Here is a 14,495-nt window from a genome sequence, read left to right on the forward strand (position 1 = left end):
AACATACCGGCCTCCACTTGACAACTGGAAAAAACCGTGTTATAGTGTTGCCACAATCCAAGGGGTGCTGGCAGGAGCCGGCTGAGATGGGCGTATTACCGCCCGGTCCCTCGAACCTGATCCGGGTAATGCCGGCGTAGGAATGCGCGCATACTGTTTATTCGTTCCGCATTGCGACGCCTGCATGGCTCGCCATGCGGGAATTTTTTTATTGGAGGATGCAACATGAAAAACACAAAAACCAAAATGCTTTGCGAAGCCGCCATTTTCATCGCCATGGCGGAAATTCTGAGCCTTATCAAGCTCTATGAGTTTCCCAACGGTGGCTCCGTGACCCTGGAGATGCTGCCCATCGTCCTCTTCGCCGCCCGCTACGGCTGCGGCTGGGGCGCCGGCGCCGGTTTGGTATATGGTGCCATCACCTACCTCATCGGCAACAAGTTCTCCATCGATTGGACCACCATCATCTGCGACTACTTCCTGGCCTTCGTAGCCCTGGGCTTCGGCGCGGGCCTGCTGTCCCGCCGGAAGTGGAGCGTGTATTACGGCACCCTCATCGGCGGTGTGCTGCGCTTTTTGGTCCACTATCTTATCGGCGTTTTCGTCTGGGGCGTCTATATGCCTGACGAGTTCTTCGGCATGACCATGACCAGCCCCTGGTTCTACTCCCTGCTCTATAACGGCAGCTATATGCTCCCCAGCATCATCCTGTGCGTGGTGGTATTCGCCCTGCTGTATAAGCCGCTGAAGAAATACTTCACCTCCGCCGATCTTCTGGCTGCCTGACCCCCTCCCATAGGTCCGGCAGAAAAAAGCGCCCCGAAGAAAAAAAGCTGTTGACAAACAGCGTAAAACCTGTATAATAGTTTTTGTTCTTCGGGACATAGCGGGATTGTGTAAAGGTAGCACAGCGGACTCTGACTCCGTATGTGAGGGTTCGAATCCTTCTCCCGCTGCCACGCTAAGTGGGTGCAACGGAAAACCGTTGCACCCACTTTTTTTAGGCTGTCGAAGAACCCTCCGGGTTTTTCCGAGAGGCTTTTTTGACACGCTGAAAAATCCGGTGCTTTTTGAGCACCGGATTTTTGAAAGATAAATCACGCTTTCCACAGACTGTGGAGGTTGCAGTAGGCGTAGACCGCTTCGACCTCGTCGCCCTCGCAGAGAGCGAAGCAGACCTCGGGCTTCTCGCCAGGGTGCAGCTCCTTACGCTGGTTGCCCTGCTTGGTGTGGAGAGAGACCCACTCGATGTAGTGCTCCGGCAGCATGGGATGCTCCACGGAGCCGACCTTGACATGGACGATGCCGTTTCCCACTGTCCAGACAGGGACATGCTTCTCCACGGCCGCGTCGGTCGTGCCGGGGATGATCTCGCTCATCGGCTCACCGCAGCAGATGACGGGAACGCCCGTGTCCTTGACCTTGGCAATGATGTTGCCGCAATGCTTGCAAATGTAAAACTTCTGCTCCATGATGATTCTCCTTTTCTTTCTTTAATAGTTTTCTGCGTGAATTTCAAAATAGCTCTGGGGATGGTTGCAGGCGGGGCAAACCTCCGGGGCTTTCTCACCCACGACGATGTGACCGCAGTTGCGGCACTCCCACACCTTGACCTCGCTCTTGGCAAAGACCTCCGCCATCTCCACATTGTGCAGCAGGGCACGGTAGCGCTCCTCATGGTGCTTTTCGATGGCGGCGACCAGACGGAAACGCTGTGCAAGCTCGTGAAAGCCCTCCTCGTCAGCAGTCTTGGCAAAGCCGTCGTACATATCCGTCCACTCGTAATTCTCGCCCTCAGCGGCGGCGAGAAGATTCTCGGCGGTGTCGCCGATGCCGTTCAGTTCTTTGAACCACAGCTTGGCGTGTTCTTTCTCGTTGTCAGCGGTTTTAAGGAACAGCGCCGCGATCTGCTCGTAGCCTTCCTTCTTGGCCTTGGATGCAAAATAGGTGTACTTGTTGCGTGCCTCGGACTCACCGGCAAAGGCAGCCATCAGATTTTTTTCGGTTTGAGTACCTGCATATTTCGTTTCTTTCATGGTCGATGCTCCTTTCAGCTTCTTCTGCTCATATTATAACACGGATTCGTGTTATAAACAATACTTTCATTTTAAGTGATTCAATCCGTCTGTATCCCGCAGCGTGATTGCACCGCGCTTCAGCTCCACAAGCCCGTCCTCCGAGAAGCCTTTGAGCATTCGTGCCACCGCCTCCCGCGCCGAGCTGATGTGCTGGGCGATCTGCTCATGGGTCATGCGTATCGTGTCGGAGCCGGTACGCTCCGCTTCGGCCAGGAGAAAATCTGCCAGCCGCCGATCCAAACCCTTGAACATGATCTGCTGCATCGCCCACATCACATCAGAAAACCGTTTCGTTGCCAACTCATAGAGGAAGCAGCGGACATGAAGATTTTGCTCCTTGAGCGCCGCAATGATATTTGCGGGGATAATCAGAACGTCCGTATCCATTCCCGCGGTCATTTGCGTATCAAAGGTGATCTGACTGATCACACAAGAGGCAGAAAGCACGCATAATTCGCCCGGATACAGGCGGAACAGCGTTACCTCCCGCCCCTCCTCGGAGAGAAGATAGGTGCGGATCTCGCCGGAAAGGACGAACAGCATTCCGAGACATTCATTGTCGCTGCTGTGAACGAATGCACCCTTTTCATAATGACGGACAAAGGCACTTCGGCGCAGCGTTTCTTGCTCCTGTTCGGTCAATGATGACCAGAACGGAAGTTGTGTCAGTGTGCGTTCCATATCAATGGCAGCTATGATTGCCGCAACCGTGGTCACCGCAGGTGTGCCCATCCTCGCCGTGCTCATGGTCATGGTGGTCACAGTGAACATTGGGATCGTAGCCCAGATTTCCGCTGAGCAATGCGCTCACCGCTGCGTCAGCGTCCCCGCTGACACCGCCGTAGAGCTTGATGCCCGCTTCGGCGAGTGCTGCCTGCGCACCGCCGCCGATGCCTCCGCAAATCAAAGTGTCCACGCCGTGCTGCATCAGGAAGCCTGCCAGTGCGCCGTGACCGCTGCCATTGGTGTCAACGACTTCCGCATGAGTGATTTTACCGTCCCCAGCTTCATAAAGCTTGAACTGTTCGGTATGGCCGAAATGCTGAAAGATTTGACCGTTTTCATAGGTAACTGCAATTTTCATAATGGAATCTCCTTTGCAATTTTTGCCTGATTTTTCTGTGGTGCCTCTCTGCATCCGGCAGCAGCGGCCGCAGTGGGCTGCCTCCTGTCCTCCGCAGATACGGTAGTTTCCCCCGGTGATGTGCAGCGGTTTCCCGTGGACAAGGCACGCCGCGATCTTGCGCCGTGCGCTTTCGTAAATCTCCTGCACGGTAGAGCGGGAAATATCCATCTGCGCGGCACACCGTTCGTGGGTTTGCTGCTCCAAGTCAACCAGCCGGATGACCTCGTACTCGTCCAGCGTCAGCCGGATCGGCTCACTATCCCCACATCCGTCGGGGCAGAATGTCTCGACTTGTGGTGCGCCACAAATCCGACGGCATCGTGGCGGTCTTGGCATGAACACGCCCCCTTTGTTTTCGGTATATACCGATTATAACGCTTTAGACAGGAAAAAGCAATATTCTTTTCAAAAGTCGCTGCAATTTCCGTCCACATGTGGAGCTGGTTGATATTCGGAGCCGAATGCTACATGTGCGCTATGGGGATTTTCCCGTTTGTAAGCAGCGTTTGAAGTGCCGGCTGTGTTTTCCTGCTCAGCCGTCAAAACGGCGCAGAACGCAAACAAAGGCTGATTTTCACCTTTTTTCTGCCTCTGTTTAGCAGCCACTCTGTAAGGCATCGTTTGCCGTTGTTGGGTTATCCGTTATCGGGAAAATCTACGCGCCATTTAAGCAATTACAAAAAGAAGAATTACTGGATCTATAAATTATCCATCTATTTTCTTGACTTGATACGAAGGGCCTCTCTTATGCATAGATTACTTGGTGATAGACAATTTCGGATACACGGTCTCGGCAGGAGTTCATCCGCCTGACCCACTCCATTTGGTCGCTGGCTTTCAGTTTTTCCGTAATGCCCTCTGCATCTGCCATTTGCTTTACCAGCCGAAGAAAAAGCGCCTCTGCCTGCCGGTCAATGTCCGCAAGATAGGCGTTCAATTCACCGCTGGTCAGCAGGTTGGCATAGCGCACACGGCGATGCTCCTTGAGATAGCGGAGATGCCTCTGCCCCCATACCCCGATTGGCTGATCTTCCTCCGGCTCATCCTCCCCGGCAATCAGATAATAGTCTCCAACCAGCTCATATTTCAGCCCCGTGCGTTCATCTGTGATAAATCTCTCCATTCGTATAACCTCCTGTTCCTTTCTGCAACCATTGTAGCAGGAGAATTAGCAGAAATCGAATGTGCAGATAGCAAAAAAGCACCGCCTTGGAATCACTTCCAAGACGGCGCTTTTCTGTTGCGGATCAGAGCGAACGCTTCACGGCGAAACCGCCGCTGAAGAAATAGGTGTTCGTCCGAACCTTGTTTGGTGGAGGCGAGGGGAGTCGAACCCCTGTCCGAAAGCGCTTTAACAGGACCTTCTCCGGGCGCAGTTATGTTTCAACATTCCCTCCTCGCGCAGGCACACAACAGACTGCGCAATTCAGTAGAGTCATGATGCGTGGGCGGGGCAACTCTTACCCGCCGCACGGACGCCACATAAACGACGCCTTCCCCGGCCTGTGGCCTCTCCGGTTCAGACGGTCACAGCTTAAGCTGCGACGGCAACAGTATTAGTGTTGTCAGTTCATTTTTAATTGCCCGTTTTAAGGTGGCCAGGCGCCACCGCCCGCTTATCCTGCCTCCACACCCCCGTCGAAACCGGTACGCCCCCGTATATTTGCTCTCGAAAAGCCAAAGGTTTTCCGAGAATGGGGTTGGGGTCTGCCGCCTGCCGGCGACAAACTCTGCGAGGCTTTTTGTCTTACAAAGCTATATTTTCTCCTGCGTGCCGGAAAATCTACCGGCACGCAGGCAGAATACGGTTTTTTACCGCCCGTAGGGATCCGGCAGCTTCTCCGGCTCCGGGTAGTCCACGCCCTTGGTGTCCACGGTGACAGAGGCCATCACCTGGGGCTTCTTGGGCTTATTGGTCATCATGTTCCGGGGGGCCGAGGCGATGGCGTCCACCACCTCCATGCCCTCAATGACCATGCCGAAGGCGGCATACTCCCCGTCCAGATGGGGGCTGTCCTTGTGCATGATGAAGAACTGGCTCCCGGCGGAGTCCGGGGCCTGGGCCCGGGCCATACTCAAAACGCCCCGGCTGTGGCGCAGGTCGTTGTTAAAGCCGTTGGCCTTGAACTCCCCCTTGATGCAGTAGCCGGGCCCGCCCATGCCGGTGCCGTCGGGGCACCCGCCTTGGATCATGAACCCGTAAATGCAGCGGTGGAAAATGAGTCCGTCATAAAACCCCTTTTTAATCAGGGAGATGAAGTTATACACGCTCTGGGGCGCCACCTGGGGGTACAGCTCCGCCACAATCTTGCCGCCGTCCTCCATGGTAATGGTCACAATAGGATTGTTTTCCATATTTTGTCTCCTTTATCTGTTTTTCTCGCGCATGGCCCGTTCCATCTCGCGCTTGGCGTCCCGCTTAGCCACACTCTCGCGTTTGTCGTAGGTCTTTTTACCCTTGCACAGCCCCAGCTCAATTTTCACCCGGCTGTCCTTAAAATAAACCGACAGGGGTATCAGCGCGTAGCCCTGCTGCTTTTGCAGGTCATGGAGCTTGCGGATCTCCCGCTTGTGCAGCAGCAGCCGCTTGGGTCGGTCCGGGTCCTTGTTGAAGATGTTGCCCTTGTCATAGGGGGAAATATGCACCCCGTAGGCGAATACCTCCCCATCCTTGGCCTGGCAGTAGGAGTCCTTCAGATTCAGCGTCCCGGCCCGGATGCTCTTGACCTCCGTACCGAACAGCTCCACCCCGGCCTCGTATCGATCCTCCACGAAATAGTCATGGAACGCCTTGCGATTTTGGGCCGCGATCTTAATGCCTTTTTTCTCCATGGAGGACCTCCTTTCTCCGGATGTAGTAGTATACCACATTTTTTCCCCCAATGCAAGAGCGCAAGGGGTCGTCTTTCGCCGGAAATGGTTGACACCCCCTGCAAACCGTGGTAAAATCTCCATATTAAATAGGAATATTCGGCCACGGCCTGCCCTATCGTCTGTGCGCCATGTGGCGCAGGCATTTAGGCCATCGGACGCTATCGCACAGGTTCCGCCTGTGTTTTTTTATTGCATACTCGGAGGAAGAAAACCATGATCCTTGCCCTGAAAAAGAACAGTACCCCCGCCCAGGAGGAGACCCTCCTGGCCTACCTGCACCAGATGGGCGTCACGGCGGCTAAAGAGACCTGCCGGGGCTGCACCGTGCTGCTGCTGGAGGGCGCCGTGGAAAGCTTGGACGCACAGCTTCTCTCCTCCCTGCCTGCGGTGGAGGCCGTCCTGCCTCTGGACGAGCCCCTGCCCCTGTCCTCCCGGGCCGCCCATGGGGCGGACACCGTGGTCAAGGTGGGTCCCGCCCTCGTCGGCGGCGGTCACTTCTGCCTTATGGCGGGGCCCTGCGCCGTGGAGTCTCAGGCCCAGCTTCTCACCATCGCCCGCAGCGTCCGCTCCGCCGGGGCCATGGTCCTGCGGGGGGGCGCCTTCAAGCCCCGCACCTCCCCCTACGACTTCTCCGGCCTGCAAAAAGAGGGCCTGGCGCTTCTTTCCTTGGCCCGCCGGGAGACGAATCTCCCCGTGGTCTCCGAAATTATGAGCCCCAACGATCTTCCCCTGTTTGAAAAGGTTGACCTGCTCCAGGTGGGGGCTCGCAATATGCAGAACTATGCCCTCCTCCGGGCCCTGGGCCGGGTGAAAAAGCCGGTGCTGCTCAAGCGCGGCAGCGGCGCCACGCTCCGGGAGCTGCTTCTCAGCGCCGAATATATCCTCTCCGGCGGCAACGAAAATGTCATCCTCTGTGAGCGGGGCATCCGCACCTTCAGCGATGGCACCCGCAGCACCCTGGACCTCTCCGCCGTCCCCCTCCTCCACGAGATGACCCATCTGCCTGTTGTGGTAGATCCCAGCCACGCCGTGGGCCGGGCCTCCCTGGTGCCGCCTATGGCCCTGGCTGCCGCTGCCTGCGGAGCCGACGGCCTGCTCATCGAGGTCCATAACGACCCCCTCCACGCCCTGTGCGACGGGGCCCAGGCCCTTCTGCCCGAGGACTTTGCCGCCCTGGCCCGCCAAATCGCCGCACTTCGGGAGGTGACGCACCGTTGACCGCCGTACCCATCCAGGCCCTGCACCCCTATGAGGTGTGCATCGCCCCGGGCCTGCTCTCCGACCTGGGCCCCCGGGCTGCGGCCCTCCTGCCTCCCCGCCGGGCCATGCTGGTGTCCGATGACCGGGTTTATCCCCTCTACGGCCCCGCCGCCGAAGCCTCCCTGACCCGCGCAGGCTTCCGGGTCTCCCGCTTTGTTTTCCCCCACGGAGAAAAATCCAAGTCCCTCCCCACCTATACCGCCCTGGTGCAAGCCCTGTTTGACAATGACTTTACCGGCGGCGATAGTGTCATCGCCCTGGGCGGCGGCGTGGTAGGCGATCTGGCGGGCTTTGCCGCCGCCACCTACCACCGGGGCCTGCCCTACATCCAGGTGCCCACCACCCTGCTCTCGGCGGTGGACTCCTCCGTGGGCGGCAAGACCGCCGTAAACCTTCCCGGCGGCAAAAATCAGGTAGGCGCGTTTCACCAGCCCGCTCTGGTCCTCTGTGACCCGTCCCTGCTGGAAACGCTGCCGCCCGCAGAATATCAAAACGGCTGCGCCGAAATTATCAAGTGCGCCCTGCTGCAAAGCGAGCCTCTTTTCCGCGCCATCACCGAAAATCCCGTTTCCCGCCAGTGGGAGTCCGTTATCGCCGCCTGCGTGGAGATAAAGGGCGATTTCATCCAAAGCGACGAATTTGACACCGGTCGGCGGCGGCTGCTGAACCTGGGCCACACCGTAGGCCACGCCATCGAGGCCGTCTCCGGCTATACCGTCCCCCACGGCTCGGCTGTGTCTATCGGCATGGTCACCGTCACCCGGGCCGCCTGCCGCCGGGGGCTCTGCGCCCCGGAGACCCTTTCCGCTTTGGAAAATCTCCTGGCCGCCTACGGCCTGCCCACCGCCACCGACTATACGGCCCAGGCCCTGGCCGCCGCCGCCCTGGCCGATAAAAAGCGCCGGGGCGATACCCTGCCCCTGGTGCTGCCGGAGGCCATTGGGCGCTGCCGTTTGGAGCCGGTTCCCGTAGGCGAGCTTCCCGACTGGTTCCGGGACGGAGGGCTGCTATGAATCGGGTTCTCTCTCCCGGCCCCCGCACGGGCCGTGTCACTGTCCCCGGCTCCAAGTCCCGGGCCCATCGGCTCTTTCTGGCCGCCGCCCTGGGCCGCACCCCGGTGCAGCTTACCTGCCGGGGCCTGTCAGACGACCTCCTTGCCACCCTCTCCTGCCTGGAAGCCCTGGGCGCGCAGGTGGAAAACTTGAAGGGCGACCGCTTCACCCTTGTCCCCCTCTCCGCCCCTCCGGCGGGAGAAATCCTCCTGCCCTGCGGCGAGAGCGGCACCACCCTGCGCTTCCTGCTGCCCCTGGTGGGGGTTTTGGGCGCAGAAGCTGTTTTTCAGCGCCGTGGCCGCCTGCCCCGGCGTCCTCTGGAGCCGCTGCTGGCGGAGCTGACGCGCCACGGCATGACCATCCGGGCCCAAGGCGATGACCTGTTTGTACGGGGACATCTGACCCCTGGGGACTACACCCTCCCGGGCCACATCTCCTCCCAGTTCATCTCCGGTCTGCTGCTGGCCCTGCCCCTGCTGCCGGGCCATAGCACCCTCACCCTAACCTCTCCGCCCCAGTCCGCCCCCTACATTGCCCTGACGGAGCAGGTCTTGCGCCAAGGGGGCGTCAAACTGCGCCGGGGCGAAAATGCATATGCAATTCCCGGCGGCCAAGGCTACGCTCTCCCCTCTCCCCAGGTCGTGGAGGGGGACTGGTCCGCTGCCGCCCCTTTTCTGTGTATCGGGGCCCTGCGTTCGGCGGGAGTCACCGTCACCGGACTGACCCTGCCCTCCCTTCAGGGGGACAGCGTCCTCCCGGCCCTGCTGGAAAAAATGGGCGCGGTGGTGGAGACCTCTCCCCAAAGCGTCACCGTCCGGGCCGGGACGCTCCGGGCCATCACCGTGGATGCCGGGCCCATCCCCGACCTCATCCCGCCCCTGTGCGCCCTGTGCGCCGTGGCCCGGGGTGAAAGCCGCATCCGAAACGCCCGACGCCTGCGGGATAAAGAATCTGACCGTCTCCAAGGTGTGGCGGAATTATTAAACGGCTTAGGGGGCAAGCTCACCGTAGATGGCGACGATTTGCGCATTTTCGGCGTGCCCCGTCTGCAGGGCGGCACTGCCGACCCCCGGAGCGACCACCGCCTGGCCATGACTGCCGCCGTGGCGGCCTCCGCCTGCACCGGCCCCGTCACCGTTTTGGATAGCGACTGCGTGCAAAAATCCTACCCCGCCTTTTGGGCCGATTACGGCCAAATGACCATTTCCCGCTGAAAGGAGCCCTGCCATGTCCACCCTCTCCGGAGATACCCTCCGCCTGACCCTCTTTGGCCGCTCCCACGGCCCCTCCGTGGGCATGACCCTCTCGGGCCTTCCGGCCAGGGAGCCGGTGTCCCTTCCGGCGCTGCAAGACTTTTTAGGCCGCCGCGCCCCGGGCCGCAGCCCTCTCTCCACAGCCCGCCGGGAGGCGGATATACCCCGCTTTCTCTCCGGCATAAAGGACGGTGTGACCACCGGGGAGGACATCGCGGCGATTATTGAAAATACCGATGTTAAATCGAATGATTATCCATCCCTGACTACCGTCCCCCGGCCGGGCCACGCCGACTATACCTCCTATGTGAAGTATGGCCGCATAGAGCCCGGCGGTGGGCCCTTTTCCGGGCGGCTCACGGCCCCTCTGTGCGTGGCCGGGGGTCTTTGCCTGCAAATCCTCCGCCGCCGGGGCATCACCGTCCTCTCCCGAATTCTCTCCATCGGGGAGGTGGACGATCAGGGGGATTTGACCGCCCCCACCTGCGAAAAAGCTTTCCCCGTGGTGGATGACGCCCAGGGCGAGGCCATGGCCCGGGCCATTCTGCAGGCCAAGGCCCAAGGCGACAGCCTGGGCGGCGTTATCCAGTGCCGGGTGCTGGGCCTGCCCGCGGGGCTGGGCGGCCCCCTGTTTGACGGCCTGGAGAGCCGCCTCAGCGCCGCCCTGTTCGCCATCCCCGCCGTGAAGGGTGTGGACTTTGGCAGCGGATTTGATGCCGCCCGGCTCCGGGGCAGCGAAAATAACGACCCCTTCGCCTTGGAAACGGGCCGGGTCGTCACCACCACCAACCACTGCGGCGGCATTTTAGGCGGCATCTCCACGGGTATGCCCCTGGAAATCCGGGTGGCCGTGAAGCCCACCCCCTCCATCGCCCTGCCCCAGCGGAGTGTAGACCTGAAGGCCATGACCCCCACGACCCTGCAGATCACGGGCCGCCACGACCCCTGCATCGTCCCCCGGGCGGTGCCCTGTGTGGAGGCCGCCGCCGCCTTGATCCTGTGCGACGCACTGCTCTCAAACGGAAAGGAGCCTCACCATGGAACTGACTGACCTGCGCCGGGAAATTGACCGGGTGGATTCGGAAATTCTGCGGCTGCTTGCAGAGCGCATGGCCCTGTGCGACCGGGTGGCCGCCTATAAATCCGACCACGGCCTGCCCATTTTAGATGAAGCCCGGGAGGAAGAAAAGCTGGCCCGGGCCGCCGCCTCCGTCCCGGCGGATTTGTCCGGGGACGCCCGGGAGCTTTTCGCCCTCCTCCTCTCCCTGAGCCGCCGCCGTCAGGCAGCGCTGCGGAAGCGGGAGGTGGACTGATGCGCTGCGGACTGCTGGGACGGACCCTTTCTCACAGCCATTCTCCCCTGCTGCACAGCCTCCTGGGCAGCTACGACTACGCTCTTTTTGAAATTCCCCCGGAGCAGGTAGAGGATTTTCTCCGCTCCGGCCCCTGGGACGGGCTCAATGTGACCATTCCCTATAAGCGCACGGCCTATGCCCTGTGCGATTCTCTTTCCCCCGCCGCCCGGGAAGCCGGCAATGTGAACACCCTCCTCCGCCGCCCCGACGGCAGCCTCTACGGCGACAACACCGATGCCTTCGGTTTTTCCTATCTCCTGGAAAAATCCGGTATTTCCGTGGCTGGCCGGGAGGTTTTGGTCCTGGGCACCGGAGGGGCGGCTCAGACCGTTTGCTCCGTTTTGCACCGGTTGGGCGCACACATCGCCGCCGGGTATCATACTGTCCCCCCCTGCACCAAAACTCTGCGCCGAACCGTCACCGATTTTTTCCCCATATCGGCACCGAATCGGCACCAAAATGCACCGATTGTCATCAACGCGACCCCGGTGGGAATGTACCCCCATAATGGCCGATCTCCCGTAAATTTGGCCGACTTTCCCCACTGTGAGGCGGTTTTTGACCTCATCTATAATCCCCTGCGCACCGCCCTCCTTCTTCAGGCGGAAACCCTTGAAATACAAGGCTTTAACGGCCTTCCCATGCTCTGCGCTCAGGCCGCAGCCGCCGCCTCCGTCTTTACCGGAGCGCCCGTTTCCTACGAGAAGATCCGCCGGGCCGAGGATACCCTCCGCCGGAAGCTCGAGAACATTATTCTGATCGGTATGCCCGGCAGCGGCAAGACCACCTTGGCCCGGCTTCTGGCAAGGGATCTGGGCCGGGAGTGCCTGGACTGTGACGAGGAATTCCTGCGCCGCACGGGGCTCACCGCCGAGGAATTCCTTATAAAGCAAGGGGAGACAGCTTTTCGGGAAATGGAAACGGAGATCCTCCGGGACCTGGGAAAGCGCTGGGGCACGGTCCTCTCCACCGGGGGCGGCTGTGTGACAAGGCCCGAAAACCGGGCTCTCCTGCGGCAAAACGGGCGGGTACTTTGGCTGCAGCGAGACCCGGATAAGCTGGCTCTTTCGGGCCGTCCCCTGCTCCGGAACACCACGCCCCGGGCTCTGTATGAGGCCCGAAAAAATCTCTACGCGGATTTCTGCGACGAAGCTGCTTCAAACAATGCCGACCCCGCCCGGGGTCTGGCGCAGATCAAGGAGATATTGGAAAAATCATGAAATTTCTCATACTAAACGGCCCCAACCTGAATCTGCTGGGTCTGCGTGAGCCGGAAATTTATGGCCGGGACACCTACGACGACCTGGTTGCCCTGACAGAGAAAACCTGCCGGGAAGCGGGCATTTCCCCGGTTTTTTACCAGTCCAACCACGAGGGGGACCTCATCGACGCGGTGCAAAACGCAAGGCTTACCTGCGACGGCATCATCCTCAATCCCGGCGGGTACACCCACACCAGCATCGCCCTGGCCGACGCCCTCCGGGCGGTAGGTCTGCCGGCGGTGGAGGTACACATTTCCGACCCCCTGCAGCGGGAGCCTTTTCGCCGCGTCTCCTACACGGGCATGGCCTGCCTGCACACCATCCGCGGCCAGGGTATCGACGGCTACCGCCAGGCGGTGCTGTGGCTGAAGGACTTCTTATCGGGAAAGTAACACTTTTGCGGTGGACGAACGATGAAAACCGTGCTATAATGCCTGTTGCTCCCACAGACAACGGGGGCAAGCCATCGGAAGGGAGGGCTGTCCGTGAATCACAAAATCGTTTTATTTACCCTGGGCCGCGTGGTGCTGATAGAGGCGGCGCTTTTGGTGCTGCCCATGGCGGTGTCGCTGCTGTATGGGGAGCGATGCGCCCTCAGCTTCGCCCTCACCATTGTGCTGGCTGTGGTCACCGGCTCCCTGCTGTGCCTGCTGTGCAGGGGCGGACGGGGGACCAGCTCCATTAAGGACGGATTTATGATCGTGGCTCTGGCCTGGATCGTGCTGTCTGCCATCGGGGCACTGCCGTTTGTATTCTCCAAGGAGATCCCCTCCTATATCGACGCCTTTTTCGAGACGGTCAGCGGCTTTACCACCACCGGGGCCACGATACTGGCGGATGTGGAGGCGCTGAGCCGGGGCATGCTGTTTTGGCGCGGCTTTACCCACTGGATCGGCGGCATGGGCATACTGGTGTTCGTGGTGATGCTGGTGAACACCCCGGACCGCTCCATCAACATTCTCAAGGCAGAGATGCCCGGGCCCACAGTGGATAAGCTGGTGCCCAAATCCAAGGACACCGCCCGCACCCTCTACATTATCTACACGGCCCTGACGGCGCTGGAGGTCATCTTCCTGCTTTTGGGCGGCATGAGCCTGTTTGACAGCGTGGTACACGCTCTGAGCACCGCCGGCACCGGCGGCTTCGGCGCATACAATGCCAGCGCCGCCAACTTCAGCCCCTATATCCAGTGGGTGCTGACGGTGTTCATGTTTCTCTTTGCCATTAACTTCAACCTCTTTTACCTGATCCTCCTGGGGCGGATGCGGGATGTTTTCCGCAACACGGAGTTCAGGGTGTACCTGGCCATCGTACTGGTGTCGGTGGCGGTGATCACGGCGGAAATCATGCCGCTGTATCGCACCTTCTCCGACTCCCTGCGCCAGGCGGCCTTCCAGGTGGCCTCTATTATCAGCACCACGGGCTTTATTACGGCGGACTTCACCGTGTGGACGCCCCTGAGCAAGGTGCTGCTGCTGGGGCTGATGTTCGTGGGCGGCTGTGCAGGCAGCACCGCAGGCGGCCTGAAGGTCTCCCGGGTAGCCATTCTGTTTAAGATGATGCGCCGGGAGCTGCGCCACACCCTGCGGCCACGGGTGGTGGATGTGATCAAGATGGACGGGCGGCGGCTGGACGAGCGGACCGCCCACAGCGTGGCGGTGTATTTCGCCCTGTATATCCTGAGCATTGCGGCGCTGATAGTGAGCCTGTCCTTCTCCCGGTTTGACCTGGAGACAAATCTGTTCGCCGCCATCTCCTGCTTTAACAATGTGGGCCCGGGCTTCGGCATGGCGGGCCCTGTAGGGAACTACTCGCCGTATCCGCCGCTGTTTAAGCTGTTTCTGTCGGCGGGAATGCTGCTGGGCAGGCTGGAAATTTACCCCATGCTGCTGCTGTTTATGCCGGCGGCCTGGCGAAAAAGATAAGGGCAGACACAATTTATTGAGAGTGCCGAAAAAGGCTTGCCTCCTGCGGGCGGCAAACTCTGCGAGACTTTTTGGCACGCTGGCAATTTGTTTACAATTTTTTAGGTTAGGTTTAAGGTTTGTCGGGCATACTTAAGACACGGTAAGGAAAGCCGAACGCCGACCGGCCCCTGCCGTATGCCGATCTTTTTCATTTTTTCCCTTTCTCTTTTTTCAAAGCAAACGGACGGAGCATTGGCTTCGTCCGTTTGCTTTATGACTGCCGAAAAAGCCCCCACTTTCCCTTACAGAAAGTGGGGGCTTGTATTTG

Annotated in this window: 16 protein-coding genes, 1 tRNA gene, 1 other RNA gene and 1 riboswitch; of the genes, 10 read left to right on the forward strand and 8 right to left on the reverse strand. The window is 59.8% G+C overall.

All coding sequences use genetic code 11. The annotated features are described in order from the left end of the window. Positions 1–50: 50 nt before the first annotated feature. Positions 51–160: riboswitch (TPP riboswitch) on the forward strand. 65 nt (positions 161–225) lie between these two features. Further along, complete coding sequence (thiT, locus tag KI236_RS06965; protein ID WP_212820492.1) at positions 226–786, forward strand: energy-coupled thiamine transporter ThiT; 561 nt, start codon at positions 226–228, stop codon at positions 784–786. 99 nt (positions 787–885) lie between these two features. Continuing rightward, positions 886–959, forward strand: a tRNA-Gln gene (locus KI236_RS06970). Between the two features lie 138 nt (positions 960–1,097). Here KI236_RS06970 and KI236_RS06975 read toward each other — a convergent pair. The 8 genes from KI236_RS06975 to smpB form a co-directional block, all read right to left on the reverse strand. Beyond that, on the reverse strand, positions 1,098–1,472 hold the full coding sequence (locus KI236_RS06975; protein WP_212820494.1) for a desulfoferrodoxin family protein: 375 nt from the start codon (positions 1,470–1,472) through the stop codon (positions 1,098–1,100). A 21-nt stretch (positions 1,473–1,493) separates the two neighbouring features. After that, entirely contained in the window at positions 1,494–2,036 is a 543-nt protein-coding gene (rbr, locus tag KI236_RS06980; RefSeq protein WP_118601948.1) for a rubrerythrin, read from the reverse strand. Between the two features lie 66 nt (positions 2,037–2,102). Beyond that, a complete protein-coding gene (locus KI236_RS06985) occupies positions 2,103–2,810 on the reverse strand; it encodes a Crp/Fnr family transcriptional regulator (protein WP_408059051.1) in 708 nt (235 codons plus the stop codon). After that, entirely contained in the window at positions 2,761–3,540 is a 780-nt protein-coding gene (locus KI236_RS06990; RefSeq protein ID WP_212820496.1) for a DUF134 domain-containing protein, read from the reverse strand. The genes KI236_RS06985 and KI236_RS06990 overlap by 50 nt, the downstream gene beginning before the upstream one ends. Before the next feature lie 409 nt (positions 3,541–3,949). Next, positions 3,950–4,327 carry a TnpV protein gene (locus KI236_RS06995; protein WP_212820498.1) on the reverse strand — a complete coding sequence of 126 codons (378 nt, stop codon included), beginning with the start codon at positions 4,325–4,327 and terminating at the stop codon, positions 3,950–3,952. Positions 4,328–4,514: 187 nt separating this feature from the next. Beyond that, positions 4,515–4,861: a transfer-messenger RNA gene (gene ssrA, locus KI236_RS07000) on the reverse strand. A 155-nt stretch (positions 4,862–5,016) separates the two neighbouring features. Continuing rightward, positions 5,017–5,559, reverse strand: coding sequence for a peptidylprolyl isomerase (locus tag KI236_RS07005; RefSeq protein ID WP_212820500.1), 543 nt, complete (start codon positions 5,557–5,559; stop codon positions 5,017–5,019). A 12-nt stretch (positions 5,560–5,571) separates the two neighbouring features. Then, a complete protein-coding gene (gene smpB / locus KI236_RS07010) occupies positions 5,572–6,036 on the reverse strand; it encodes an SsrA-binding protein SmpB (protein WP_212820502.1) in 465 nt (154 codons plus the stop codon). Positions 6,037–6,291: 255 nt separating this feature from the next. Between smpB and aroF the strand changes: the two genes are divergently transcribed. The 8 genes from aroF (at position 6,292) to KI236_RS07050 (ending at position 14,185) form a co-directional block, all read left to right on the forward strand. Next, the gene (gene aroF / locus KI236_RS07015; RefSeq protein ID WP_212820504.1) at positions 6,292–7,296 is read left to right on the forward strand and encodes a 3-deoxy-7-phosphoheptulonate synthase; all 1,005 of its coding nucleotides are present in this window, start codon (positions 6,292–6,294) and stop codon (positions 7,294–7,296) included. Further along, positions 7,293–8,351, forward strand: a complete 1,059-nt coding sequence (gene aroB / locus KI236_RS07020) for a 3-dehydroquinate synthase (protein WP_212820506.1) — start codon at positions 7,293–7,295, stop codon at positions 8,349–8,351. The genes aroF and aroB overlap by 4 nt, the downstream gene beginning before the upstream one ends. Beyond that, complete coding sequence (aroA, locus tag KI236_RS07025) at positions 8,348–9,604, forward strand: 3-phosphoshikimate 1-carboxyvinyltransferase (RefSeq protein ID WP_212820508.1); 1,257 nt, start codon at positions 8,348–8,350, stop codon at positions 9,602–9,604. Before aroB ends, aroA begins: the two co-directional genes overlap by 4 nt. 13 nt (positions 9,605–9,617) lie before the next feature. Then, positions 9,618–10,694 carry a chorismate synthase gene (aroC, locus tag KI236_RS07030; RefSeq protein ID WP_212820510.1) on the forward strand — a complete coding sequence of 359 codons (1,077 nt, stop codon included), beginning with the start codon at positions 9,618–9,620 and terminating at the stop codon, positions 10,692–10,694. Next, the gene (locus KI236_RS07035; protein WP_212820512.1) at positions 10,681–10,956 is read left to right on the forward strand and encodes a chorismate mutase; all 276 of its coding nucleotides are present in this window, start codon (positions 10,681–10,683) and stop codon (positions 10,954–10,956) included. The genes aroC and KI236_RS07035 overlap by 14 nt, the downstream gene beginning before the upstream one ends. Next, positions 10,956–12,218: a shikimate kinase gene (locus tag KI236_RS07040; protein ID WP_212820513.1), complete on the forward strand. Its 1,263-nt coding sequence runs from the start codon at positions 10,956–10,958 to the stop codon at positions 12,216–12,218. The genes KI236_RS07035 and KI236_RS07040 overlap by 1 nt, the downstream gene beginning before the upstream one ends. Continuing rightward, positions 12,215–12,652, forward strand: coding sequence for a type II 3-dehydroquinate dehydratase (locus KI236_RS07045; protein WP_212820515.1), 438 nt, complete (start codon positions 12,215–12,217; stop codon positions 12,650–12,652). Before KI236_RS07040 ends, KI236_RS07045 begins: the two co-directional genes overlap by 4 nt. Before the next feature lie 93 nt (positions 12,653–12,745). Next, positions 12,746–14,185: a TrkH family potassium uptake protein gene (locus tag KI236_RS07050; RefSeq protein WP_212820516.1), complete on the forward strand. Its 1,440-nt coding sequence runs from the start codon at positions 12,746–12,748 to the stop codon at positions 14,183–14,185. Positions 14,186–14,495 lie beyond the last annotated feature (310 nt).

Source organism: Vescimonas fastidiosa, from assembly GCF_018326305.1.
Classification (GTDB): Bacteria; Bacillota; Clostridia; order Oscillospirales; family Oscillospiraceae; genus Vescimonas; species Vescimonas fastidiosa.